Raw genomic sequence first — 25,783 nt, forward strand, 5'->3', positions numbered from 1 at the left:
GTAGAAAGCACCGGCGAGCGCCGCTGCTTTTTCGGCAAACCTCAGCGAGCGGCCGCCTCGAGGGCGCTGACCGCCGGCAGTTCCTTGCCCTCGACGTACTCGAGGAAGGCGCCGCCTCCGGTGGAGATGTAGGACACCTGCTCGGCGATGCCGTACTTGTCGATGGCTGCCAGGGTGTCACCGCCGCCGGCGATGGAGAAGCCGTCGCTTTCGGCGATGGCCTTGGACAGGGCCTCGGTGCCGCCACCGAACTGGTCGATCTCGAACACCCCGACAGGGCCGTTCCACAGGATGGTGCCGGCGCTCTTGAGCATGTCGCCCAGGCGGGCGGCGGTATCCGGGCCGATGTCGAGGATCATTTCGTTGTCGGCGACCTGGTCCACCGGCTTGGTGACGGCTTCGGCGGAGTCGGAGAACTCGGTGGCCACGACCACATCGGTGGGCAGCGGAATCTCGACCCTGGCCATCAGCGCCTTGGCCTTGTCCACCAGGTCGGCCTCGTAAAGAGACTTGCCGACGTTGTGACCCGCCGCGGCGATGAAGGTGTTGGCGATACCGCCGCCGACGATCAGCTGGTCGCACTTCTCGGACAGGGCGTTGAGCACCTCGAGCTTGGTCGAGACCTTGGAGCCGCCGACGATGGCGGTCATCGGGCGCCTGGGAGTCGCCAGCGCCTTTTCCAGGGCATCGAGTTCGGCGGCCAGCAAGGGGCCCGCGCAGGCGGTCGGTGCGAAGCGGGCCACCCCGTGGGTCGAGGCCTGGGCACGGTGGGCGGTACCGAAGGCGTCCATCACAAAGACGTCACACAGCTCGGCGTAGCGCTTGGCCAGGGCTTCGTCGTCCTTCTTCTCGCCCTGGTTGAAGCGCACGTTCTCGAGCAGTACCACGTCGCCGTCTTCCAGGCTCGGTTCCTGCTCGAGATAGTCGGTCACCAGGCGCACGGGGCAGTCCAGCAGGTCACCGAGGTAGGCCGCCACCGGTGCCAGGGTGAACTCGTCGGCCGGCTCGCCTTCGGTGGGGCGGCCTAGGTGGCTCATCAGCAGCACCTTGGCACCTGCGTCGCGAGCTGCCTTGATGGTCGGCAAGCTGGCGCGCAGACGGGCATCGCTGGTCACCTGGCCGTGTTTGACAGGTACGTTGAGGTCTTCGCGAATCAGTACCCGCTGACCCTTGAGGTCGAGATCGGTCATCTTGCGCACGTTCATGTCGGCAGATCCTCGTCTGGAAAGTCTGAGGGAGACAGCGAATGGCAACGGCTGGTCAGTGGCGGTGTCATCGCTCGGGAACCCGGGGAAGGCTGGCGAGGCGCCCGGCCACGTCCAGCATGCGGTTGGCGAAGCCCCATTCGTTGTCGAACCAGCAAAGCAGCTTGAGCAGGCGGCCACCGGCCACCCGCGTCTGAGTGGCGTCTACGATACCGGAGCGGGGATCGTGGTTGAAGTCGATGGACGCCATGGGCTCCTCGGTATACCCCAGCAGGTCAGGAAGCCGTGACTCGCTGGCCTCGCGCAGCAGTCGATTGACCTCGCTGGCCGAGGTATCGCGCTTGACGCAGATGGACATGTCCATGGCCGAGACGTTGATCGTCGGCACCCGTACATGGAGGCACTCGAAGCGCTCCGCCAGGTGCGGCATCAGGCGATTGATGCCTCGGGCCAGGCCGGTGTCCACCGGCACGATGGATTGCATCGCCGAGCGGGTCAGGCGCAGATCGGTCTGGTGGTAGGCATCGATCACCGGCTGGTCGTTCATGGCCGAGTGAATGGTCGTGGTCACACCGTGCTCGATGCCCAGCGCCTCGTCGAGCACGGTCAGGATCGGCACCAGGCAGTTGGTGGTGCAGGACGCTGCCGAGACCACCCGGGCGTCGGGCGTCAGGTCGTCGTCATTGATGCCGCTGACGATGGTGGCGTCGACGTCGCTTTCTGCCGGCTGGGAGAACAACAGCCGGCCGGCTCCTGCCGCGAGATGGCGCTCGGCGGTGGCGCGATCCTTGAAGCTGCCGGAGCACTCCAGCACCAGGTCGATGCCGAGTGACCGCCAGGGCAGGCGGTCAGGGTCCTCTTCGGACAGCACCCGGATCGCATGCCCGTTGATGATCAGATGGCCGTCGCGGCTTTCCACCCGGCCGGGGAAGCGTCCGTGGGTGGTGTCGTAGCGAGTCAGGTAGGTAATGGTATCGAGTCCCGAGAGCTCATTGATCGCCACCACCTCGAAGCTGGGGTCGTTGCGTTCGATGAGGGCTCGCAGGACGCACTGGCCGATGCGGCCGTAGCCATTGATGGCAATACGCTGGGCCATGGGGCTCGATACTCTCCACGGAGGGATGGACACAGGCGCGAAAGTCTATCTCAAATCGCCCCGCGCGTCGCGGCTCCAGCGGCGTCACACTGGGCATAAAACCGCGCAGGTAGCATAAAAATAAAGCTGAATCGGTTCAGCCGAGCATGCCGGCCAGGCGCCAGGCCAGCGGCATCATCAGCGCCGTCAACACCCCGGTCAGCGTCATGCCGAGAGAAGCGAAGGCACCGGCGGTGGGGCCCAGCTCGAAGGCGCGCACAGTACCGATGGCGTGGCCGTTGATGCCCAGTGCCAGCCCCAGCAGGCGCTGATCGGTGATTTTCAAGAGCCGGCCGAACAGGCTGACGCAGGCGGTGGCCGCGACGCCGGTGATCAACAATCCCCCCATCAGGATCGGCACGGAGCCGCCCAGGCGCTCGGTGATGCCCATGGCGATGGGAGCGGTCACCGATTTGGGTGCCAGCGAGGCCAGCAGTTCCGGCGGCGCCCCCAGTGCCCAGGCGATCAGCAACGCATAGCAGGCGGCCAGCACCGTCGACACCGGCAGGCAGACCAGCAGCGGCCGCCACAACGCGCGTATGTGGTGCATCTGCTGGTAGAGCGGTACCGCCAGGGCCACCGTGGCCGGGCCCAGCAACAGCATCAGCCACTGGGCGCCCTGGCGATAGTCGACGTAGGCGATGCCGGCCGCCTTGAGCGTCGCGGCGAGCAGCAACGAGGCCAGCAGTACCGGCGGGCACCAGCCGGGAGAGCCGAGCCGCCGAAACAGCGCCATGCCGGCCAAGTAGGCGCCGATGGACAGGGCGATGGCCAGCATTGGGGTATCGAGGTGATCGACCACGGCGAGGTTCATGAGGTCTTTCCTTGGGCGGTGGTGGTCGCCTCGGAGGGCGTCGCCGGCAGCAGGCGGCGCATCAGCCACAGGGTGCTGGCAACGCTCAGCAGGGTGCCCAGGGTCAGCGCCAGCCCCACGGCGAGCCAGTGCCCCGAGATCTGGTCGAGCACCCAGAACACCCCGACCACGCCGGGCATGATCAGCATCGCCAGCAGCATGATCAGCGGCTGTGCCGCCGCTGCCACGTCTTCGTGCATGCGGCCTCGTAGTACGAAGACACCAGTCAATAGCATCAGTCCGACGACGCCGGGGGACAGCGGCAGTTCACCCAGGCTGACCACCAGGTCGCCGACCAGCCACAACAGCGAAAGCCATAAAAAGCCTCGTAACACGGACATTGCAATCCTCTTGGGTCATTGTCACTGGCCGGGGCCAGGGGAATTGAGCCATTGTGCCGACTCATGGTGCCTTGGTCAGCAGGGGCTCTCGTTGCAGCGCGTCATCCGCTACCCTGTGTAGACTGACTATTCGCCTACCGCCCGACGGGGTCGGGCATGACAGGGAGATTGATGATGAGTGATATTGCCAGCTGGCTGGGTGCCGAGGCAGAGGACCTTTTGACTCATGAATGTCGCGGTATCGCCAAGGAGCAACTCCACCTGCCGGGATCGGACTTCGTCGACAGGGTGATGATGGACTCCGACCGCTCGCCGGCGGTGCTGCGCAGCATGCAGACGATGTTCAACCATGGCCGTCTGGGGGGCACCGGTTACCTCAGCATCCTGCCGGTGGATCAGGGGATCGAACACTCCGCTGGCGCCTCCTTCGCACCCAACCCGATCTACTTCGATCCGGCCAACATTGTGGAGCTGGCGATCGAGGGCGGCTGCAACGCCGTGGCTTCTACCCTGGGTGGCCTGTCGTCGGTGGCGCGCCGCTATGCCCACCGCATCCCGATGATGCTCAAGTTGAACCACAACGAGACGCTGACCTATCCGGCGATCTACGATCAGACCCTGTTCGCCGAGGTCGACCAGGCCTTCGACATGGGGTGCGTCGCCGTGGGTGCGACCATCTACTTCGGTTCCCCCGAGAGCCGTCGCCAGATCGAAGAGATCAGCGCGGCCTTCGAGCGCGCCCACGAGTTGGGCATGGTGACGGTGCTGTGGGCCTATCTGCGTAACCCGGCCTTCAAGCATGAGGGCACCGACTATCATGTGGCCTCCGACCTCACCAGTCAGGCGGTCCACCTGGCGGCGACGCTCAAGGCGGACATCGTCAAGCAGAAGCTGCCCGAGAACAACGATGGCTATCGTACCATCGGCTTCGGCAACACCCACGAGAAGGTCTACAGCGAGTTGACCAGCGATCACCCGATCGATCTGGCCCGCTATCAGGTGGCCAACGCCTACATGGGGCGTGCCGGGCTGATCAACTCCGGCGGTGCCTCCACCGGAGAAGGCGATCTGACCCAGGCGGTGCGTACCGCGGTGATCAACAAGCGGGCCGGTGGCATGGGCCTGATCTCCGGGCGCAAGGCCTTCCAGAAGCCGATGCGCGACGGGGTAAGCCTGCTCAACGCCATTCAGGACGTCTATCTGGCGCCGGATGTCACCATCGCCTGATCCAAGCCTGCCTCAACAACCGCGCAGGATAGAGGATCAGGCCGCCTAGGCCGACCATCAAGGTCGCTAGATACAGCAGGGGCACGGCCTAAGCCGTGCCCCTGCTCGTTTCTGCTGGTCACGCTTTCGGTCGCAACAGGCCGGGCGTGCCGGCCCGCGCTGGACTTAACCCAGCAGCGCCTTGGCGCGTTCCACCAGGTTGTCCACGGTGAAACCGAAGTGCTTGAACAGGTCGCCCGCCGGGGCCGACTCGCCAAAGCTGGACATGCCGATGGTGTCACCGTCGAGGCCCACGTACTTGCTCCAGTAGTCGCGATGGCCTGCCTCGATGGCCAGACGGGCGCGAACACTGCGCGGCAGGACGGACTCACGGTAGTCGGCGTCCTGGCTGTCGAAGACGTCGGTGGCCGGCATCGATACCACGCGCACCTGCTTGCCTTCGGCTTCCAGGGTTTCGGCGGCCTGCATGGCCAGTGTCACCTCGGAGCCGGTGGCGATCAGGATCAGCTCAGGGGTGCCTTCGCTGTCCTTGAGTACGTAGCCACCGCGCTGGATGTTGGCCAGCTGGCTCTTGTTGCGCTCTTGGTGAGGCAGGCCCTGACGGGACAGTACCAGCGCGGTGGGGCCGGCGCTGCGCTTGACCGCGTGGGCCCAGGCGGCTGCGGTCTCGACCGCATCGCAGGGACGCCAGGTGCACAGGTTCGGGGTGGTACGCAGACTGGTCAGCTGCTCGATCGGCTGGTGGGTCGGGCCGTCCTCGCCCAGACCGATGGAGTCGTGGGTGTAGACGAAGATGGCGCGCTGGTTCATCAGCGCCGCCATGCGCACGGCGTTGCGCATGTATTCCATGAAGATCAGGAAGGTGGCGCCGTAGGGCACGAAGCCGCCGTGCAGGGCGATACCATTCATGATGGCGCCCATACCGAACTCGCGTACCCCGTAGTGCAGGTAGTTGCCGCCTGCTGCTTCGGCGCTGATGGCCTCGGCACCCTTCCAGAAGGTCAGGTTGGAAGGCGCCAGGTCGGCGCTGCCACCCAGCAGCTCCGGCAGTTGCGGGCCGAGCTCGTTGAGGCAGTTCAGCGAGGCCTTGCGTGAGGCCACGGACTCGCCCTTCTCCTGGGCGGCCTCGACCAGCGCTTCGCTGTTGAGCTCGCTCGGCAATTCACCCTTCTGGCGACGCAGGAATTCGCGGGCCAGCTCCGGGTGCTCCTGCTGGTAGCGCTCGAAGCGAGCCTGCCAGTCGGCCTGGTGCTTCTGGCCACGCTCGCAGGCGTCCCAGCCCTGGTAGATATCCTCGGGGATATGGAAGGGCGCGTGGGGCCAGTCGAGTTGCTTGCGCGCCGCTGCGACTTCCTCTTCGCCGAGTGCCGCGCCGTGGCATTCTTCCTTGCCCTGCTTGTTGGGGGCGCCGAAGCCGATGACGGTCTTGCAGATGATCAGGGTCGGGCGATCCTGCTGGGTGCGGGCCATCTCGATGGCGGCCTTGATCTCCTCGGGCTTGTGCCCGTCCACCGCCGGTACCACGTGCCAGCCGTAGGCTTCGAAGCGCTTGGCGGTATCGTCGGTGAACCAGCCTTCGACCTCGCCGTCGATGGAGATGCCGTTGTCATCGTAGAAGGCGATCAGCTTGCCGAGCTGGTGGGTGCCGGCAAGCGAGGCGACCTCATGGGAGATGCCTTCCATCAGGCAGCCGTCGCCGAGGAAGCAGTAGGTGTAGTGGTCGACGATCTCGTGGCCCGGGCGGTTGAACTGACCCGCCAGGGTGCGCTCTGCCATGGCCATGCCGACGGCGTTGGCCAGGCCCTGGCCGAGGGGGCCGGTGGTGGTCTCGACGCCGGGAGCGTAGCCGTACTCGGGGTGACCTGCGGTCTTGGCGTGGAGCTGGCGGAAGTTCTGCAGTTCTTCCAGACCCAGGTCGTAGCCTGACAGGTGCAGCAGGGAGTACAGCAGCATGGAGCCGTGGCCGTTGGACAGCACGAAACGGTCGCGATCGGCCCACTTGGGATCGTCAGGGTTGTGAACGAGGTAGTCGTTCCACAGCACCTCGGCGATATCGGCCATACCCATCGGGGCTCCGGGGTGGCCGGAGTTGGCCTTCTGGACGGCATCCATGGAAAGGGCGCGAATGGCGTTGGCCAGTTCGAAACGGGACGGCATTGAGGGCTCCTCGCCTGGGGCAAAGTGGCAATCTGACGTTGGCCTGCCCGGTGGGGGCGGCGCAGCGGCGTCAAGGATAGGCGCCGCCTGTCGTGCCTGTGGACAACGAGGGCGGGAGGGGCGGCGCGGATCGATCGGGGACATATTGTCGCCGGAAATGACAGATCCATCAAATGCCGGGGACTTGATCCATGCCTGGCAGGGTCTGCCATGGCCCGGCCTGTCGCTAGGAACCGGACGGTCGAGCGTGTAGAATTTCGTCCCGCCAGGTCCACGCGGAATCTGCATAGTGCGATCGTCGATCACGGTCGCTCCCGTTTCCATCTTGCCAGGCCCGCCTGCCGATTATCCTACAGAGGGTCGAGGACGCCATGAGCGAATACTCCCTGTTTACCTCCGAGTCCGTGTCCGAAGGACACCCGGACAAGATTGCCGATCAGATTTCCGATGCCGTGCTCGATGCCCTGATCGCGCGGGACAAGAATGCCCGTGTGGCCTGCGAGACCCTGGTCAAGACCGGTGTCGCCATCGTGGCCGGCGAGATCACCACCTCCGCCTGGGTGGATCTCGAGGAGCTGGTGCGCAAGGTGATCATGGATATCGGCTATACCTCCTCCGACGTCGGTTTCGACGGCGAGACCTGCGGGGTGCTCAACCTGATCGGCAAGCAAAGCGTCGAAATCGCCCAGGGCGTCGATCGCGAAAAGCCCGAGGATCAGGGCGCCGGTGATCAGGGCCTGATGTTCGGCTATGCCACCAACGAAACCGACTCTTACATGCCGGCGCCGATCCACTACAGCCATCGGCTGGTGGAGCGCCAGGCCGAGCTGCGTAAGCGTGGCCTGCTGCCCTGGCTGCGTCCCGATGCCAAGAGCCAGCTGACCTTCCGTTACGACGATGCCGGCAAGCCCTGCGCGGTCGATGCCGTGGTGCTGTCCACCCAGCATGATCCGGACATCGACCAGGAGCAGCTGCGCCAGATGGTCCAGCGCGAGATCATCGAGCAGGTACTGCCGGCGGAGTGGCTGTCCGACAGCACGCGTTATCACATCAACCCGACCGGCAAGTTCGTCATCGGCGGCCCGGTGGGTGACTGTGGCCTGACCGGGCGCAAGATCATCGTCGACACCTACGGCGGCATGGCGCGACATGGTGGTGGCGCCTTCTCCGGCAAGGACCCGTCCAAGGTCGACCGCAGCGCCGCCTACGCCGGCCGCTACGTGGCCAAGAACGTGGTAGCGGCGGGACTGGCCGAGCGTTGCGAGATCCAGGTGTCCTACGCCATCGGTGTCGCCGAGCCGACCTCGGTGTCGATCAACACCTTCGGCACCGGTCGTATCGATGACGAACGTATCGTCGAGCTGGTGCGCGATCACTTCGACCTGCGCCCCAATGCCATTACTCGCATGCTGGATCTGCTGCATCCCATGTATCAGCTGACCGCAGCCTACGGTCACTTTGGCCGTGAGCCCTTCGAGACCAGCTATAGCTGGACCGATACCGAAGGCGAGATCCACACCGAGACTTTTACCGCCTTCCCGTGGGAGAAGGTCGACCGGGCCGACGCTCTGCGCGCCGCCGCCGGTATCTGAGCCCTCATCCGACAGTATCGGCACGGTGTCCGCGCCTGCCGACATGACAAGGCCCGCCTGGTTCGCCAGGCGGGCCTTGTCGCATTGTGGCGGCGGGGGGGCCGCGAATGTGCGAAGAGACGTTGGCAGAGCGGTCGCAAGTCTTCTGGTGACCTGGTGGTGATTGTGCGTCTTTGCCTACCTCTTTGTCGCCGGGTTATGCGTCAAACGGCGACATCATCTCATTCCTTTTCATATCCGCGCATGCGGGCGGAGAAGCCTTTGGCTCACGGCTAATATTAGATGGAGACAGGATGCAGATGCCGCTTAGTCGGCAGCGCGGTATCGCATCAGCGCGTCATCATCTGTCAGGCAGCCAGTGATGGTCGTTGGTTCTCGGTAGTCAAAGGTTCGATGTGTCGTTGTCCATCGCCAGATCGTTGTCGAGAAACCACTGTCGAGAAACCGCTGTTCGAGAAACCATCGGCGGCCAAGTGGCCTGCACGGGAAAGTGACGCCCACGTCGCCGGAAAAACGGTTAGAAAGCGGTTGGAAGGCGGCCAGAACGTGAGAATGATTAGCGATAAAAAACGCCGGCGAGCCGCCTGAAAGATGTCAGGAAAGAGGCGCTTTCGGCGACAGGCATATATGGCCTGTGTGAGTTGGACGTCGGTATATATCCATGTCCTTGGCATTTGGGGCGCTGGACAGAAGGCGGTTCGTGGAAGCACATGTCTTGGCCGCGATTGAAGTGTGGCCGGCACGATGGTGTGGTCGGCACGATGGAAAGAGGCCATAGCGCCCGTGACAGGAATACTGGCTGGTGCCCCGGGCGGCACGAAGAAGAGCCGATGTGCGGGTGAGACAGGATCAGGGACATGAGCGCTGCGCCAAGACGGTAGCAACGACAGGGGGATCAGAAGATGGGCGAAGCAAGGCACCACTATCACTTCTATCAGCGCCATCATCAGGGGCACTTTCAGCGTCTTCACGCGGACCCGACCTGCTCGCGAACCAGGCTGGCGTCACAGCAGGAACTCTGGCGCAAGGAGTCGCCGTCGCGCAAGGGGGCTGGCGATGACGGGACCACCGAGGCTGGAGGGCGATACTCCCATGACGTGGTATCGCCGGAAGGTGACGATGATTATCTCCAGTATCGTGAGCTATTCATGACCAAGCTGGCGCTGGAGGCTACCGCCGCACTGGCAACGTTCCTGGTGACTGCCGCCGCCATCATGATGATTCTGCTTCAGCACCAGGGACTCTTGACCGCCGTCATCGTCATTGCACTGAGCGTGCCCGCCTTTGTGCTGTCGACGCAGCGCCTTTCGTGCCTGGGGCATGATGCAACGATGTTCGAGAGCGAACCCTTGGGAGATATTCGATTATGAGCATCGGTCAACAGGTGCTGCTCGGCGTCGCCATCACCTCGCCGTTGCTGGTGCTGACATGGTGGTCGGTACGACGTACCGATCGCCATCTGAGAAAGCGTCGCCAGTAGCACCTCAGCATACGGGCTCTCCGTACAGCCGCGCCGTTCAGGTATGCCGTCTGATCACGCCGTTCGAACGTGCCGATCGGTCGAGGCGTTCGGCCGAGGCGTTCGGCCGTCATGTCAGGTCGTGGTCTGCGATGGTGACCTTCGGTCGTGACCAAGGAGGGCCAGATGGCCGGGCGTCTCGTCTCTTGTCAGAGTTTCGTATCTCGTCAGAAAAGCACCACCCTCTCGTCTCTCCATTCCTCAGCCAGCTGGCGATGCCTGCTGTTCGTGGTGTCGCTGGTCCTGCCGTCGTGGGCCAACGCCAGCTGTCCTGACTGGACGGCGAGCACGGCGTCCAGTCGCATCACCGAGTTGACCAGCCACCTGCGGCAGTGGGAGCAGGCCTACCGAAAGGACGGCAGCTCGCCGGTCAGCGATGATGTGTTCGACCAGACCGAACGTCGGTGGCGCGAACTCCAGCGCTGTTTTCCCGAGCTCGAGGTGGCGGACTTCAAGGATAGGGCTTCCGCGCCGACAGCGGATAGTGCCATCCCCTGGCAGCGCCATCCTGTGGCGCATACTGGGCTGCGCAAGGCGCAGGACGCTGCCGAGGTGCAGCGTTGGCTGGTGACTGAAGGTCCAGGCTCGCCGCCTGCGGCACCGGCCGACCGCGCTACCGATGTCTGGATTCAGCCCAAGGTAGATGGCGTGGCGGTCAGCCTTGTCTATCACGAAGGCCGCCTGGCGGGCGTGTACAGTCGTGGGGACGGGCGGACCGGCCAGGACTGGACACGCCATGCCGCGGTCATCCCGTCGATTCCCCAGCGCCTGGCAGGTGATTGGCAGTCGCTTGCCGACGGCGATGGTCTGGTGTTTCAGGGTGAGCTGTATGAGCACCTTGAAGATCATGTCCAGCAGCGGGATGGCGGGGCAGGGGCACGCTCCCATGTGGCCGGCTGGCTTGCCCGCGATGAGTTGTCCCCTGCGCTGGGCCAGCGTATCGGTCTGTTCGTCTGGTCCTGGCCGATGGGGCCGCGGGCGCTCGAGGAGCGACTGTCAGGGCTCGAGCGCCTGGGCCTGGGTCAAATATCGCGATACACCCACCCTGTTGAATCCCAGGAGGACGCCGCCGCCTGGCGCGAGCGCTGGTATCGCTCGCCGCTGCCCTTCGCCACCGATGGCGTGGTACTACGGCGTGGGCGCAGGCCCGACGGTGTGACCTGGCAGGCCGAGCCGCCGCACTGGGCACTGGCCTGGAAGTATCCTCCGCGAGAGGCCCTGGCGGAGGTAGCCGACATAGCGTTCCGCATTGGTCGCAGCGGTCGCATCACCCCGGTGGCCCGGCTTGTGCCGGTGGAGGTGGATGGACGCAGGCTGAGCCAGGTCAGCCTGGGGAGCCTGTCACGCTGGCGTGAGTGGGATCTGCGGCCCGGCGATCAGGTGATCATCGAGTTGGCCGGGCTGATCATCCCTCAGCTAAAGGGGGTGGCCTGGCGCGCAGCCGAGAGGCCTGACCTCGAGGTTCCCGCGGAATCGGACTTTCACCTGCTGAGCTGCTGGCACCCGACCCCGGGCTGCCGGCAGCAGTTTCTGGCTCGCCTGGCCTGGCTCAGTAATTCATCGGCGCTGGATCTCGACGGCGTCGGGGAAGGCACCTGGAAGGCGCTGGTGGACGCTGGCCTGGTGGAGGGGTTGCTGGACTGGCGGGAACTGACGCCAGAGCGACTGGCCCAGGCAGGCGGCATCGGCAAGGTCACCGCAGAGCGTCTTGGTGTTGCCTTCTCCGAGACCAGCCATCGCGGCTTCCCGCAGTGGCTAAGCGCCCTGGGAGCGCCCTCGGCCGGGGGTATCTCCGAGCACGACTCCTGGCGCACGCTGTCGGCGTTGGACGCTGCCGGCTGGCGCCACCGCCCCGGCGTCGGTGATGTCGGCGCCAGGCGCTGGCGCGCGTTTCTATCGCATCCCGAGGTCGACGCCCTGGCGCGGCAACTGGCCGACGCCGGTATTGCTGGCTTCGTCGGGGCCTTCGACGATGACGCGACACGTTCGATTGCCACGCCGGGCTCAGCTAGCCCTTCGCATGGCCCTTCGCATAGCCCTTCGAACCGCTCTCCAGCTAGTCTCTCACACCGCGCACCAGCTTCCCCCTCAGCGACTCGACTGAAAAGTGATGCTGGCGCCCGGCTAGAGATCGGCGCAGCGCCCTGGTGGTTGGCGAGTCCGCCATGGTGACTCCTATAGTGAAGGCTGGATAACCAGCAGGAGGCGAGCATGACTCCGACCGAGGCTTCGCAAAGGGCGCAGTGGGCTCAGCGTCAGGGTGACTACCGGGTCGCCGATATCGGCCTGGCCGACTGGGGGCGCCGCGAGATTCGCATCGCCGAAAGCGAGATGCCGGCCTTGATGTCCCTCAGGGCCCGGTACCGTGAGGTCCAGCCGCTGAAGGGCGCACGTATCGCTGGCTGTATCCATATGACGATTCAGACCGCGGTGCTGATCGAGACCCTGGTCGACCTTGGTGCGAGCGTACGCTGGTCGTCCTGCAATATCTTTTCCACCCAGGACCACGCCGCCGCGGCCATCGCCGCAGCAGGCATCCCGGTATTTGCCTGGAAGGGCGAGAGCGAGGACGAGTTCTGGTGGTGTATCGAGCAGACGGTGGATGGCGCCGACGGCTGGACCCCCAATCTGGTGCTGGATGATGGCGGAGACCTGACGCTGCTGTTGCACGAGCGACATCCGGACAAGCTTGACGCCATCCACGGCATCAGTGAAGAGACCACCACCGGTGTCCATCGACTGCTCGAGATGCTCAGGGCAGGCACCTTGAAAGTGCCGGCCATCAACGTCAACGACGCCGTCACCAAGTCGAAGAATGACAACAAGTATGGCTGCCGTCACAGTTTGAATGACGCCATCAAGCGCGGGCTCGATCACCTGCTGGCGGGGAAGCAGGCATTGGTGATGGGCTATGGGGACGTGGGCAAGGGGTCGGCGGCCTCGCTGCGCCAGGAGGGCATGATCGTGCGTGTCGCCGAGATCGACCCGATCTGTGCCATGCAGGCCTGCATGGATGGCTTCGAGGTGGTTTCTCCCTATCGCGGCGGTGTCAATCGTGGCGTCGACAGTCTCGATCTCGAACTGCTCGGCAAGACCGACCTGGTGGTGACCTGCACCGGTAATATCGGCGCCTGTGACGCCGCCATGCTGGGCGCTCTCAAGAATGGCGCGGTGGTCTGCAATATCGGCCACTTCGACAGCGAGATCGATACCGCCTACATGCGAAAGCAATGGCTCTGGGAGGAGGTCAAGCCCCAGGTGCACAAGATCTACCGTGACGCCGGGCCGGGGCAGACGTACGATCCCGACAGCCGCAATGTTATCTACCTGCTGGCCGAGGGGCGTCTGGTCAACCTGGGCAACGCCACCGGCCACCCCTCGCGGGTGATGGACGGCTCCTTCGCCAATCAGGTGCTGGCGCAGATGCACCTGTACGCCCGGCGTTTTGCCGAGCTGGGCCCCGACGAGCGCGACGGCATGATCGATGTCACGGTGCTGCCACGCCATCTCGACGAGGAGGTGGCACGCTACATGGTGGAGGGCTTTGGCGGCGTGATCACTCAGCTGACCGAGGCTCAGTCGGAGTACGTCGGAGTGCCGGTGGAGGGGCCATACAAGCCAGACCACTATCGTTACTGAGGCTTGCCGGATAGGGGGCTGTGCGCCCCGCCAGCCTTGATCGGGGCAGGGAACCAGGGCTAGGTAGTCAGCCTGGGGCGAGCCTGGGGAATAGCGGGGCAGGGGGCGGCACCGGTCATCGTTTCGTCATGGTCGCGCCACGGCAGTGTCACCGGGACAGGACAGGCTGGGAGGGCGTCACAGGAGACTGCCCATGGCCACATCACTGACCGCTCGTACCCTGTTCATTTCCGATCTTCACCTCGGCACCCGGGATTGCCAGGCCGCCTTGCTGTCGCGGCTGCTGCGCCGCGTGCGCCCGGAGCGCCTGTATCTGGTAGGGGATGTGATCGACCTTATCGCCATGCACCGTCGGGCGTCACTGCCGGCGGAGCAGCAGCGTCTGGTGGGGCGACTGTTGCGCCTGGCCAAGGGCGGATGCGAGATCATCTACATCCCCGGCAACCACGACGCGGCCTTGCGTCAGCTGTGTGGCATCCGTATGCACCGGGTGCGCATCGAGCGCCGGGCGATTCACGAGACCGCCGATGGTCGTCGCCTGCTGGTGAGCCACGGCGACGAGTTCGATACCCATGTGCGCCTGGCCCCCTGGCTGATGGCGCTGGGTGATGGCATGCATCAGTTCGTGCTGTCGCTCAATCGCTGGTGCAACAAGGCGCGCAGCCTGCTGGGCCTGCCTTACTGGTCGCTGGCGGCGGCGGTCAAGGGGCGCATCGGCGCGGCCCAGCGCTATGTCGAACAGTTCGAGCAGGCGGCCATCCACCAGGCGGCCCGGGAAGGACTCGATGGCTACGTCGGCGGGCATATTCACAAGGCAGGATTTCGTGCCCAGGATGGCGTGCTCTACTGCAACGACGGTGACTGGGTGGAGCATTGCACGGCGCTGATCGAGCGCCCCGACGGCAGCCTGGCGCTGATCGACTGGGAAGGGCAGGTGATCGAGGCCGAGCCTTCGATGCCCCGCGCCTGCCCCGAGGGCGCCCTGGCGGGGGCCTGAGAGGCCTCCCCCATCGCTCGTGTTGTATCCGTTCGCTTTACCGGCCTTGCTCAGTCGTTTTCTTCAGGCTTCCTGGCCGACAACGCCGCTCCGACTGACGGGTAGCGCATTGGCCTTTGCCAGTGTTCTGCCAGCCTCCAGTAATTCTTCCGCCAGCTGCGGGTCATTGACCGTACGCGCCATGGCCAGACTGCCGATCATTGCAATCGTCTGGCCGAGCGCGCGCTTTCGCGTGTCGGTGTCCATGTCAGAGGTGTCGACAAAGCGCGTCAGGAAGCCTTCCAGCAGGGCGGTATAGGTGGTGCGCACCTGCTCGTCGCGCTGTGCCACATCGCTGACCAGGCAGGCCAGTGGGCAGGTTGCCTCGTCCTTGGCGAGAGATTGGCTCAAGTAGGCCTCGATGCGGGCTTCTCGACTTTCGAGGTGATCGAGCGCGATGGCCCCGCGCCTGGCAGCATGACGGATGGCATTGGCGTAGAGCGTCGACTTGCTGTCGAAGTGGGCGTAGAAGGCGCCCCGGGTCAGGCCGGCGGCGGCCATCACCTCGTCGATACTGACGGCATCGTAGCCTTTTCGGGTAAAGCAGCGGGCAGCTGCGTCGAGGATACGGGTGCGGGTCTCGTGCTTGCGTTCGCGGCTCCAGGGCATGGGCCGTCTCCGATGGCAGAATATGTTATTGAACATATGGTGTCAGCGGCCATGCTGCAAGACGAGCGAGCACGACTCGCGCACACGTCGGCGTATATATCGGCAAGGGCCGGCGGTTTATCGTCTGGTAACCAGGAGGTTGGCATGGCAAGCGTACATATCGTGGGTCCCGCGTTCTCGAACTTCGTGCGCAGCGTGATGCTGGTGTGTCACGAGAAGGGTATCGAGCACAGTGTCGGGATGGAGGTCGAAGGACGTCGGGTCGAGCTGCATTCACCGGAGTTCAAGGCGCTCAACCCCTTCGACAAGATCCCCGTGCTGATTCACGGCGAACACCGTCTGTACGAGAGCGTTGCCATCTGCCGCTACCTGGAGGGCGCCTTCGATGGGCCCGACCTGCTACCCAGGGATGACTGGACGCGGGCTCAGGTGGACCAGTGGTGTGCTGCGCTCGCCACCCAGGCCGACCAGGCCATCGTGCGGCGCTACCTGCTGGAACTGGTCTTTCCCAAGGGGCCCAATGGCGAGGTGAGGGAAGACCGGGTACGCGAGGCGGCCCCGGAGGTGGCACGGATACTGACCATCCTGGAACACCAGTTGGCGGGGAGAGACTTTCTCGTCGGTGATGGCTTCACCCTGGCCGATGCCCTGGCGGCGCCGATGCTCGACTATCTGGAGGCCACGCCGCCCGCCTCCTCGCTGATGGAGGCGGCGCCAAATGTCCGAGCCTACGTGGAGCGTCTGAGATCGCGGCCTTCCGGCAAGGCGGTATTGGTAGCGCCCGTGTTTCCCCGCTAGTCACTCTCGGCGCTAGCGACTTTCGCCTTTCAGCTTCACTGCACCAGTCCAAGCATCCCGCTCAGGTACAGCGGAATCACCAGCGGCGCGGCCAGGGTGGTGATCAACACCGCCAGGGCGCCCTTCCCGGGCGCGATGCCGAGTTCCATGGCCACTACCACCACGTTGGCGGCCATGGGCACCACCCCGATCAACAGCAGCGCCAACGCCATGTCCTGTGACAGCCCGGTGGTGGCCTTGAGCAACAGGACGGCGCCCAGCATCAGCAGTGGCCACAGGGTATAACGCACCGCCACGCAGGCGCCGATAAAGCGCCCATCCAGCGAGCGCACGGAAACACGACCCAGGGTCATGCCGATGATCATCATGCCGAGCAGGGTGTAGGTTGCCGGAAACACCGACATGGCATCGGTCACCGCCGCTGGCACCGTCATGCCGACCCCTTCCACCAGCAGCGCCGCCAGAAAGGCGTAGATCAGCGGCAGCCTGGCGATCTTGAGCAGGCTGTCGCGCACCGTAAAGCGGCCGCGGGCGCTTAGATAGAAGCCGACGGTGAACTCGTAAAGGGTGACGCCGAGTGCGCAGAACAGGTACAGGGTGACACCGGAGGGGGGCAGCAACACCAGCGCCACCGGCAAACCAAAGTAGCCGGTGTTGCCGGTACCGGCAGAAAACGCCAGCACCGAGCCTTCCTCATCCCCCAGCCAGCGCTTGCCCAGCCGATTGATGAGCACGGCCACCAGGCTTGCGATCACGAACAGGGCGGCGGTCAGGGCGAGGTAGACCGGCGTCGGACCGCCCAGTACCAGCGCGCGGAAGAAGGTCAGCGGAGCGATCAGGTAGATTAGCAGGGTGGCGATGGGACGAGGGTCGACCTTGAGGCGCCTGGCGGACAGGACGCCGAGGGCGACAAAGGCGAGCAGGGTCCACAGGGGGCCCATCAGCGAGGTCGGGTCGACGGCCATGTTTATCATCCTTGGGTGCCAGGCCCCGTATCATGCCGTCTGGGCGCGCCGGTGTCAGCCCGGGCCGGCTGCCGAGGTCATTTTTTAGAACAGATGGTTATGAGCTTCCCTTTTCTTATATGAAGAGAATTGAAGTTTACCCGCGAAACTTTCATTGGTCGGGGTGAGGTCGAGTCGTCACAATGGCACCCATCACCTTTACGGCCGCCGATTTGCGGTAGCCCGACACGCTTCACGAGGACCCCGAGATGAGCGCACAAGAGCACCCGCTGGGCATCAGCTTCGAATTCTTCCCCCCGAATACCGACGCCGGGCGGGAGAAGCTGATGCGCAACCGGGACCTCTTGGCCGAGCGCAATCCGCGGTTCTTTTCCGTCACCTACGGTGCCGGCGGTTCCACCCAGAATCGCACCATCACCACCGTCAACGCGGTGCGCGAGTGCGGCATCACCACCGCGCCGCACCTGTCCTGCGTCGGCAGCGAGAAGGCCCAGCTGCGCGAGCTGCTGACCGACTACAAGGCCCAGGGCATCAACAGCCTGGTGGCCCTGCGCGGCGACCTGCCTTCCGGCATGGGCGGCATCGGCGAGCTGCGCTACGCCAACGAGCTGGTGGAGTTCATCCGCGAGGAGACCGGTGATCACTTCGAGATTGCGGTGGCGGCCTACCCGGAGTCTCACCCCCAGGCGGCGAGCTTCGAGTCGGATCTGCAGAACTTTGCCCGCAAGATGAATGCCGGTGCCAATCTGGCGATCACCCAGTACTTCTTCACCGCCGACGCCTACTTCCACTTCGTCGAGCGGGCTCGCCAGCTTGGCGTGGAAGCACCGATCATCCCCGGCATCATGCCGATCACCAACTACTCCAAGCTGGCGCGCTTCTCCGACGCCTGCGGTGCTGAGATCCCGCGCTGGATTCGCAAGCAGCTCGAGGCGTACGGTGATGACAGCGCCGCCATCGCCGACTTCGGCGAAGAGGTGATCTCGCGCCTGGCCCAGCGCCTGCTCGACGGCGGCGCCCCGGGACTGCACTTCTACACCCTCAACCAGGCCGAGCCGACGCTGAAGATCGTCGACAACATCACCGGCCGCTCATGACACCAACAACAACGCTGGACGGGTCGCGCTAGCCAGTCGCGACCACAACAACAAGAACGTCGGCCCCGCCCTGTGCGGGGCCGACGTCGTTCTGGGGGAGGGTAGAGAAACGAAGAAGCCTGGCGGTTGGGCGCAGGCTAACGGCGGGCGGCCGTCGTCATGAGGGGAGTCCCAGGCACGAAAAAGCCCCGCCATGGGGCGGGGCCAGAGGGCGGGGCTCAAGGTGCGGGGTTATAAAGGGGGGCAGGGTTCAGCCTGCGGTGGCGCTGCGGGTGCCGCCGCCGCTGGCGCGCTGCATCACGAACAGGCCGATGGCGATGGCCAGCCCCGCCAGGTCGGTGACGATGCCGCCGTAGATCAGGCACAGGGCGCCGATCAGCATCACCAGCCGCTGCCAGGCCTTCACCGGTCCGAAGAACCAGGCCTGGACGGTGGCCGCCAGCAGCACGATGCCGATGGTGGCGGTGGTGCCGACCCGCAGGATCTGGGGCCAGTCGCCTTCCATCAGCATGGCCGGGCTGTAGAAGAACATGAACGGCACGATGAAGGCTGCCAGACCGATCTTGAACGAGGCCACCGAGGTGCCCATGGCGTTGTCGCCGGAGATACCCGCCGCCGCGTAGGAGGCCAGCGCCACCGGCGGGGTGATCGCCGAGACCACCGCGAAGTAGAACACGAAGAAGTGAGCAACCAGCGGCTGGATGCCGATGTCGATCAGGCCCGGGGCGACCACCGAGGCTGCCACCGCGTAGGCGGCGGTGGTGGGCATGCCCATGCCCAAGAGGATCGAGATGCACATGGCGAAGAACAGCGCCAGCAGCTGGCTGACACCGGCCAGGCCCAGCAGCAGCGACGAGAAGCGCGCGCCGACGCCGGTCAGGGCGATGACGCCGACGATCAGGCCGGCACAGGCACATACCGCGATGATCTGGATCGACATGGTGCCAGCCAGGCTGAGGGCCCGCAGGATGGAGCGAATGCCCATCTTGTGGGGTGACAGCCAGCTCACCACCGCGGCGGAGGCGGTCGCCAGCGTGCCGGCGCGGATCACCGAGTAGCCCATGAACAGCGCTGCGATCAGGATGATGATCGGGGCGAACAGGTAGACCTGCTTGATCAGCTTGGAGAACTGCGGAATCTCTTCCTTGCGCATGCCGCGCATGCCCTTGCGGGCCGCCTCGAAGTCGACCATGAAGTAGACGGAGGCGAAGTACAGGATCGCCGGGATCAGCGCGGCCACCGCGATCTCGGTATAAGGGATACCGGTGATCTCGGCCATGATGAAGGCGCCGGCACCCATGATCGGCGGCATGATCTGGCCACCGGTGGAGGCGGCCGCTTCGATGGCGCCTGCGCTTCTGGCCGGATAGCCGACCTTCTTCATCAGCGGGATGGTGAGCGAGCCGGTGGATACCACGTTGCCGGCGCTGGTGCCGTTGATCATGCCCATAAGGCCGGAGGCGAAGATCGAGACCTTGGCGGGGCCGCCACGGGCGCGACCGGCGCCGGCGAAGGCGAAGTTGACGAAGTAGTCACCGACCTTGGAGGCCTGCAGGAAGGCCGCGAAGATGATGAACAGGATGATATAGGTGGAGGACACCGCCGTGGTCGGGCCGAGGATGCCGGCGTCGGTGTAGACCTGGCTGAAGAAGCGCCCCAGCGACAGCCCCGGATAGCCGAGGAAGCCCGGCAGCCAGGGGCCCATGAAGACGTAGGCCAGGAAGATGGCGGAGATCACCACCAGCGCCAGACCAGCGACGCGGCGGGTCAGCTCGAGGATCAGCAGCGAGCCGGAGATGGCGGCCCAGCTGATGCCCATGGGCGCGAAGGAGGTGCCGGTGGAGGCGCGCAGCGGACTGTTGAAGACCACCAGCAGGTAGCCGGCCACGGCGGCGGCGCAGACCATCAACACGACGTCGGCCAACAGCAACTGGTGGCGGGCCTGACGGGGAAACCAGGAAAGCGCAATGGCACCGACGGTGGCCAGGATCAGCGGCGCGCCGTAGTGCCAGTTTTCGATGGCCGGCTCGATGCGCATGGCGCCGCCGGCCATGGTCTGCTGCATCAGCACCACCTGGATCAGGGCGTAGCCTGCGGGCAGCAGCAACGCCAGGGCGATCACGCTGGCCCAGCGCGGCGCACCGTCCTGGCCGTCCTCGACGAAGCGCGAGCCGGTGTAGAGGCCGAAACCGAGGATCAGCGCGCCGGCGATATGGATGATGCGGAACGACCAGGTCTCGATGGGGTAGATATTGAGCGAGACCAGGTGAAAGACGGTGTAGGCCACGGCGAGTACGCCGAACAGCCACCACTTGCCGCCCTGGAAGACACGGCGATTGGGTTCGACGGCTTCGTCGTCGACGCCCGAGGCGACGATGGGTTCGACCGAAGCGTCGGCCGCATCCTCGTCGCGGGGAGAATCTGGGGTGTGGGTCATGGAGCGATACCTTGAGAAACGGACGACCGGCCTGGTGCCCGCCCGCGGACTGGCCGCGGGCGGGTGATCCTGATTACTGCTTGATCATGGACGGATCGATCTCGTAGCCGTTTTCCTCGTACCAGCGCGCGGCGCCGGGGTGGAACGGCAGCACGGTGTTGTACTGAATGTTCTCGGGAATGGTGGTCGCGGCACTGCGGTGCACGTCGAGCATCTTGTCGTTGTTTTCCATGGTCAGCTTGGTGACCTCGTAGACGAAGTCCTCGGGCAGATCGCAGCCGGCGATGGCGAAGTTCCACATGGACACCGCACGGGCGTCTTCCTCGAGGGTGGTGTAGGTGCTGGCCGGGATCTGGAAGGCCGAGACCGGGAACTTGTCGAGGACCTGCTGCTGCTCTTCCTCGGTGAATTCGACGATGTTGACGTCGGTCTGCACCTCGAGCTGGCTGACCGCGGGGATCGGGATGCCGGCGGCGAAGGCGATCACGTCGAGCAGGCCGTCCTGCAGCTGCCCGCCCAGGTCAGACCAGCCGCCGTTGCGGCGATCGAAGTTGACGCCCAGCTCTTCGAGGATGGCCGGGAAGTAGGTGTCGGAGGTGGAGGCTGCCGGGCCGAAGCCGATACGAGCGCCGTCGGGAATCTCGGAGATCGAGGTGATGCCGCTGTCGGACAGGGCGGTGATGGAGAACGGCGTCTCGTACATCGGGAACATGGCGCAGACGTTGTCCATCTTCACGCCGGGGGCCAGCGGGCTCTTGCCGTTCACCGCGTCGGAGGCGGGACCCATGGTGGTCAGGCCGAAGGCCACGTCGCCGCCGTGCACCAGCGCCAGGTTCTGGGTCGGGCCACCGGTGACTTCGCCGCCGCCGGACAGACCGAGCTGGTCGGCGACCAGGTTGGCCCAGCCGGAGCCGTAGACGAAGTAGGTGCCGCCCTGGCTCGCGGTGCCCACGGTGAAGCTTTCAGGCCAGTCTTCACGGTCTGCCTGGGCGGCAGCGGACACCAGCAGGGTGCCGGCGAAGGTGGTGGCGAGGACGCCGGTGAGGAGCCGGGTAGAGGTGCTCATGCAATGTCTCCCAATGCGATGGACGTTGTGGTTATCGTGCTGCGGTCTCAAGCCTAGACGCCAAGACCGAGCCTGACCGGACGTCGGTCAACGCAAGAGGTATCGCAAGGGATGTGCCCGACCCAAGGATTTATCTGTAAATCAGTTGGTTATAAAAGGCGCTTTAGACATTGGTCGAAAATGCTGACAAGGCCTTTGTCCGAAGTTTCGCACGTTTGCCGAATTAGAGTGTGCGGATATCCGCACACCCTTGGGCGTAAAAGCGTCGCGTGCTGGATCAGTGGCGTTTGCCGGGGTCGAGAATGCGAACCGGCTGGATCTCTTCAGTGGCGGGGGCTTCGGAGTCCTGGTTGACCCGGGTGGCGAGCTCCTCGACCACGTCGTCCTCGATCGGTAGCTGTTCGAAGAAGTCGCAGCTGACGCACTCACGGTAGCGCACGCCGTTCTGCTCCCAGGCGCGGATACGGTCCATGGCGGCGCAGCGGGGGCAGACGACGCCGGCGATAAAGCGTTTCTTGACGGTCATGTCGGTCTCCATAAATGGCAACGCCCCCGCTGGTGGCGGGGGCGTCGACGAGACGGATGGTCAGGCGGCGCGGATGCCGCTGTGGCGCAGCAGCGGTTCGATGCTCGGCTCGCGGCCGCGGAAGGCCTTGAACAGTTCGGCGGCATCCCTGGCACCGCCTTGCTCGAGGATCTCGCGGCGGAAGCGAGTGCCGGTCTCGGCGTCGAAGGTGCCGGCCTCCTCGAAGGCACTCCAGGCGTCGGCGGACAGCACCTCGGCCCACTTGTAGCTGTAGTAGCCCGCCGCATAGCCGCCGGCGAAGATGTGGCCGAAGCTGTTCTGGAAGCGGTTGAATTCGACTCGCGGTACCACCGAGACCTTGGCGCGGACATCGTCCAGCAGCGCCTGGATGTCGGCGGCAGACGGCGCGGCCGGCTCCAGGTGCAGGCGGAAGTCGAACAGCGACAGCTCGACCTGGCGCAGCATGCCCATGGCGGACTGGAAGTTCTTGGCCGCAGTGAGCTTGTCGAACAGCTCGTCGGGCAGTGGCTCGCCGGTGTCGACGTGGCCGGAGATCAGATCCAGCCCTTCACGCTCCCAGCAGAAGTTCTCCATGAACTGGCTCGGCAGCTCCACCGCGTCCCAGGCCACCCCGTTGATGCCCGAGACGTCGGCCACCTCCTGGCGGGTGAGCATATGGTGCAGGCCGTGGCCAAACTCGTGGAACAGGGTGGTGACCTCGTCGTGGGTCAACAGCGCCGGCTTGTCGCCCACCGGGCGGGTGAAGTTGCAGGTCAGGTAGGCCACCGGCAGCTGCAGCTCGACGCCATGACGACGACGCACCCGGCACTCGTCCATCCAGGCGCCGCCGCGCTTGCCTTCCCGGGCGTAGAGATCGAGATAGAAGCCGGCGATGGGCTGGCCGTTCTCGAGCACCCGGTAGAAGCTGACGTCCTCGTGGTAGCTGGGGGCGTCGGGATCCTGCTCGACCTGCACGCCGTAGAGGCGCTCGACCACGCTGAACAGCCCGGCGACCGCCTTGGGCGCAGGGAAGTAGGGGCGCAGCTGCTCCTGGGAGATGGCGTAGCGGGCCTCGCGCAGTTTCTCGCTGGCGTAGCCCACATCCCAGGGGGCGAGTTCCTCGAGCCCCAGCTCGTCACGGGCAAAGGCCTCGAGCTCGCTGAATTCCTGTTGGCCCTGGGGCAGGGCCCGTCTGGCCAGGTCGTCGAGGAAGCCGATGACCTCGCTGGGGCTGTCGGCCATCTTGGTCGCCAGCGAGTAGTCGGCGTAGCTGGAGAAGCCCAGCAGCTCGGCCATCTCGCGGCGCAGCGCCAGGGTCTCTTCCATGATCGGGGCGTTGTCGTACTCGCCTGCGTTGGGGCCCTTCTCGGAGGCCCGGGTGACGAAGGCGGTGTAGACCTCACGGCGCAGCTCGCGGTCTTCGGCGTAGCTCAGCACCGGGAAGAAGCTGGGGAAGTCCAGGGTGATGCGATAGCCCTTGTTGCCCTTGGCCTCGGCGTTGGCCGCCAGGGTGTCCAGGGCGCTCTGGGGCAGGCCGGCCAGACGACTGTCATCGTCGAGTTCCAGCGCCCAGGCCTGGGTCGCGTCCAGCAGTTGGTTGGAGAAGGTGCTCGACAGACTCGACAGGCGCGTGCGGATTTCCGCCGAGCGCTGTTTCTTGTCTGCCGGCAGGTCGACGCCGGCCAGGCGGAAGTCACGCAGGGCGTTGTCCACCGAGCGCTGGCGAGCCTCGTCGAGCTCGGCGAAGGCCGGGCTGTCCTTGAGCGCCTGCCAGGCGCGGAACAGGCCTTCGTGCTGGCCGATCCAGGTGCTGTAGGCGGAGAGCTTCTCGAGGCAGCCGTCGTGGGCCTCGCGCAGCTCCGGTGTGCTCATGGTCGAGTTGAGGTGCGATACCGGCGACCAGGCCTGGGCCAGGCGATCGCTCATCTCTTCCAGCGGCGCCGCCAGGCTGTCCCAGCTGGGGGTGTCGCGCTCGGCTTCGGCCACCAGCTTCTCGACGCCTTCGCGCAGCTCCTCGAGCAGCGTGTCCACCGCAGGGGCGACGTGCTCCGGGCGAATCTCGCCGAAGGGCGGCAGGGTGTGGCGTTCTAGCAGCGGATTGCAGGACATGGGCACCTCTCGGGAATTCGACAATGGTTCAGTAAATGCGGGCGACTGCCGGCGGTTTCAATGTGCTAGTCTTGCGGCCTTCGTTTTTCTCGATCTGGACACCGAAAGACCATGAACCAAACGCTGGAACGCTGGAGTTCGCGCCGCGCCTTTATCCTGGCCGTGACCGGGGCCGCCGTCGGTCTTGGCAATATCTGGCGCTTCCCCTACATCACCGGGGAGAACGGGGGCGCCGCCTTCCTGCTGCTCTATGTAGGCTTCGTGGTGGTGCTGGGCCTGCCGGTGATGATGGCAGAGATCATGATCGGCCGGGCCGGTCGGCGCAGCCCGATGCAGTCGCTCGCTGAGCTTGCGCGTCAGCGCGGCACCTCGAGCCACTGGAAGTGGCTGGGGCTGTTCGGCGCCTTTACGGTGTTCTGTATCCTGTCGTTTTACTCGGTGGTGTCCGGCTGGTCCATCGACTTTATGGTCAAGGCCTTCAGCGGAGGCTTCGCTGGCCAGAGCGCGCCGCAAATCGGCGCAGGCTTCGACGCCTTCCTGGCTGACCCGCTGCGGATGACGCTCAACCATACGCTGTTTCTGGTGATGACCATGGTGGTGGTCGCCGCCGGCGTGGCCAAGGGCTTGGAGCGCCTCAATAACCTGCTGATGCCGGCGCTCTACCTGCTGCTGATCGTGCTGGCCGGCCACGCCGTGACCATGGACGGCTTCGGTCCGGCCATGGCCTGGCTGTTCACCCCGGATTTCTCGGCGCTGACGCCGATGGTGCTGGTGCACGCCATGGGACATGCCTTCTTCACCCTGGCGGTGGGGGCCTGCGCGCTGATGGCCTACGGCGCCTATATGCCCGACCACCAGAGCCTGCCTGGCGCCGCCGGCGCGGTGGCGGTGCTTGATGTGCTGGTGGCGCTGCTGGCCGGTATTGCGATCTTCTCGGTGGTGTTCACCCAGGGCATGGATCCGGGGGAGGGTCCAGGACTGGTATTCGTGACCCTGCCGGTGGCCTTCGCCGAGCTGCCCGGTGGTCCCTTCTGGCTGGGACTTTTCTTCCTGCTGCTGCTGCTGGCGACTTGGACTTCATCGATCAACCTGGCCGAACCGATGGTCTCGACCCTGGTGGGCTGGGGGCTGTCGCGGCGCATGGCCGCCCTGGCGGTGGGCCTGTGCGTATGGCTGGTGGGGCTGTTGTGCGTGCTGTCGTTCTCGAGTCTGAGCGACGTCCAGCTGATCGGGGAGATGAACTTCTTCGGCGTGGTCAGCACCATTCCGCCGGAGATCTTCCTGCCGCTAGGCGGTCTGTTGATCGCCATCTTTGCCGCCTGGGTGATGCCTGAGCAGGAAGCGCTGCGGGCGCTGGATGCGGGGCCCAATGGCTTTCGCGTGTGGCGCGCCGTGGTACGCTGGGTGTCGATTCCGCTGGTACTGGTGGTGCTGTTCAGCGGTCTGCTGTAGTGCCGCGACCGACCGGCGCA

Annotated in this window: 20 protein-coding genes; 9 read left to right on the forward strand and 11 right to left on the reverse strand. The window is 65.2% G+C overall.

The genetic code is table 11. The features are described from left to right. Positions 1 to 41: 41 nt before the first annotated feature. From NFI08_RS07270 to NFI08_RS07285, 4 genes are all read right to left on the reverse strand, one after another. The gene (locus NFI08_RS07270) at positions 42 to 1,205 is read right to left on the reverse strand and encodes a phosphoglycerate kinase (RefSeq protein ID WP_045992248.1); all 1,164 of its coding nucleotides are present in this window, start codon (positions 1,203 to 1,205) and stop codon (positions 42 to 44) included. 67 nt (positions 1,206 to 1,272) lie between these two features. Next, complete coding sequence (locus NFI08_RS07275; RefSeq protein ID WP_108449997.1) at positions 1,273 to 2,301, reverse strand: type I glyceraldehyde-3-phosphate dehydrogenase; 1,029 nt, start codon at positions 2,299 to 2,301, stop codon at positions 1,273 to 1,275. 136 nt (positions 2,302 to 2,437) lie between these two features. Then, the gene (locus tag NFI08_RS07280) at positions 2,438 to 3,154 is read right to left on the reverse strand and encodes an LrgB family protein (protein ID WP_045992246.1); all 717 of its coding nucleotides are present in this window, start codon (positions 3,152 to 3,154) and stop codon (positions 2,438 to 2,440) included. Beyond that, positions 3,151 to 3,534, reverse strand: coding sequence for a CidA/LrgA family protein (locus NFI08_RS07285; RefSeq protein ID WP_045992245.1), 384 nt, complete (start codon positions 3,532 to 3,534; stop codon positions 3,151 to 3,153). The genes NFI08_RS07280 and NFI08_RS07285 overlap by 4 nt, the downstream gene beginning before the upstream one ends. Before the next feature lie 174 nt (positions 3,535 to 3,708). Here NFI08_RS07285 and NFI08_RS07290 point away from each other — a divergent pair, with 174 nt between their 5' ends. Then, positions 3,709 to 4,761 (forward strand): class I fructose-bisphosphate aldolase, encoded by a 1,053-nt coding sequence (locus NFI08_RS07290; RefSeq protein WP_045992244.1) that lies wholly within the window; start codon positions 3,709 to 3,711, stop codon positions 4,759 to 4,761. Between the two features lie 165 nt (positions 4,762 to 4,926). Here NFI08_RS07290 and tkt read toward each other — a convergent pair whose 3' ends face one another. Then, the gene (tkt, locus tag NFI08_RS07295; protein ID WP_108131765.1) at positions 4,927 to 6,918 is read right to left on the reverse strand and encodes a transketolase; all 1,992 of its coding nucleotides are present in this window, start codon (positions 6,916 to 6,918) and stop codon (positions 4,927 to 4,929) included. Between the two features lie 371 nt (positions 6,919 to 7,289). On the opposite strand from tkt, the gene metK reads away from it, so the two are divergent. The 5 genes from metK to NFI08_RS07320 all read left to right on the forward strand — a co-directional run bounded on the left by metK (position 7,290) and on the right by NFI08_RS07320 (position 14,665). Then, a complete protein-coding gene (gene metK, locus NFI08_RS07300) occupies positions 7,290 to 8,510 on the forward strand; it encodes a methionine adenosyltransferase (RefSeq protein ID WP_045992242.1) in 1,221 nt (406 codons plus the stop codon). 902 nt (positions 8,511 to 9,412) lie between these two features. Beyond that, entirely contained in the window at positions 9,413 to 9,880 is a 468-nt protein-coding gene (locus tag NFI08_RS07305; RefSeq protein ID WP_108449996.1) for a hypothetical protein, read from the forward strand. A gap of 275 nt (positions 9,881 to 10,155) precedes the next feature. Next, positions 10,156 to 12,201 (forward strand): NAD-dependent DNA ligase LigB, encoded by a 2,046-nt coding sequence (gene ligB, locus NFI08_RS07310; RefSeq protein ID WP_349588351.1) that lies wholly within the window; start codon positions 10,156 to 10,158, stop codon positions 12,199 to 12,201. 39 nt (positions 12,202 to 12,240) lie between these two features. Then, positions 12,241 to 13,668, forward strand: a complete 1,428-nt coding sequence (ahcY, locus tag NFI08_RS07315; RefSeq protein WP_045992240.1) for an adenosylhomocysteinase — start codon at positions 12,241 to 12,243, stop codon at positions 13,666 to 13,668. A 193-nt stretch (positions 13,669 to 13,861) separates the two neighbouring features. Beyond that, positions 13,862 to 14,665: a UDP-2,3-diacylglucosamine diphosphatase gene (locus NFI08_RS07320; protein ID WP_045992239.1), complete on the forward strand. Its 804-nt coding sequence runs from the start codon at positions 13,862 to 13,864 to the stop codon at positions 14,663 to 14,665. Between the two features lie 63 nt (positions 14,666 to 14,728). Here the strand turns inward: NFI08_RS07320 and NFI08_RS07325 are convergent, their stop codons facing one another. Beyond that, the gene (locus NFI08_RS07325; RefSeq protein ID WP_249742728.1) at positions 14,729 to 15,313 is read right to left on the reverse strand and encodes a TetR/AcrR family transcriptional regulator; all 585 of its coding nucleotides are present in this window, start codon (positions 15,311 to 15,313) and stop codon (positions 14,729 to 14,731) included. A 144-nt stretch (positions 15,314 to 15,457) separates the two neighbouring features. Between NFI08_RS07325 and NFI08_RS07330 the strand changes: the two genes are divergently transcribed. Beyond that, positions 15,458 to 16,111 carry a glutathione S-transferase family protein gene (locus NFI08_RS07330; RefSeq protein WP_349588357.1) on the forward strand — a complete coding sequence of 218 codons (654 nt, stop codon included), beginning with the start codon at positions 15,458 to 15,460 and terminating at the stop codon, positions 16,109 to 16,111. 35 nt (positions 16,112 to 16,146) lie between these two features. Here the strand turns inward: NFI08_RS07330 and NFI08_RS07335 are convergent, their stop codons facing one another. Next, the gene (locus NFI08_RS07335) at positions 16,147 to 17,076 is read right to left on the reverse strand and encodes an AEC family transporter (RefSeq protein WP_349588360.1); all 930 of its coding nucleotides are present in this window, start codon (positions 17,074 to 17,076) and stop codon (positions 16,147 to 16,149) included. Between the two features lie 248 nt (positions 17,077 to 17,324). On the opposite strand from NFI08_RS07335, the gene metF reads away from it, so the two are divergent. Next, positions 17,325 to 18,173: a methylenetetrahydrofolate reductase [NAD(P)H] gene (gene metF / locus NFI08_RS07340; RefSeq protein ID WP_108131758.1), complete on the forward strand. Its 849-nt coding sequence runs from the start codon at positions 17,325 to 17,327 to the stop codon at positions 18,171 to 18,173. A 250-nt stretch (positions 18,174 to 18,423) separates the two neighbouring features. Here the strand turns inward: metF and NFI08_RS07345 are convergent, their stop codons facing one another. The 4 genes from NFI08_RS07345 to prlC all read right to left on the reverse strand — a co-directional run bounded on the left by NFI08_RS07345 (position 18,424) and on the right by prlC (position 24,311). Then, on the reverse strand, positions 18,424 to 20,610 hold the full coding sequence (locus NFI08_RS07345; protein WP_349588363.1) for a TRAP transporter permease: 2,187 nt from the start codon (positions 20,608 to 20,610) through the stop codon (positions 18,424 to 18,426). A 73-nt stretch (positions 20,611 to 20,683) separates the two neighbouring features. Beyond that, complete coding sequence (locus NFI08_RS07350) at positions 20,684 to 21,676, reverse strand: TAXI family TRAP transporter solute-binding subunit (RefSeq protein WP_045992233.1); 993 nt, start codon at positions 21,674 to 21,676, stop codon at positions 20,684 to 20,686. A 277-nt stretch (positions 21,677 to 21,953) separates the two neighbouring features. Next, positions 21,954 to 22,202 (reverse strand): YheV family putative zinc ribbon protein, encoded by a 249-nt coding sequence (locus NFI08_RS07355; protein WP_045992232.1) that lies wholly within the window; start codon positions 22,200 to 22,202, stop codon positions 21,954 to 21,956. A 60-nt stretch (positions 22,203 to 22,262) separates the two neighbouring features. After that, complete coding sequence (prlC, locus tag NFI08_RS07360) at positions 22,263 to 24,311, reverse strand: oligopeptidase A (protein WP_349588368.1); 2,049 nt, start codon at positions 24,309 to 24,311, stop codon at positions 22,263 to 22,265. 111 nt (positions 24,312 to 24,422) lie between these two features. Here prlC and NFI08_RS07365 point away from each other — a divergent pair, with 111 nt between their 5' ends. Then, a complete protein-coding gene (locus NFI08_RS07365; RefSeq protein WP_222569884.1) occupies positions 24,423 to 25,763 on the forward strand; it encodes a sodium-dependent transporter in 1,341 nt (446 codons plus the stop codon). Positions 25,764 to 25,783 lie beyond the last annotated feature (20 nt).

Origin of the sequence: Halomonas sp. EF61, assembly GCF_040147045.1 — a bacterium.
Classification (GTDB): Bacteria; Pseudomonadota; Gammaproteobacteria; order Pseudomonadales; family Halomonadaceae; genus Halomonas; species Halomonas litopenaei.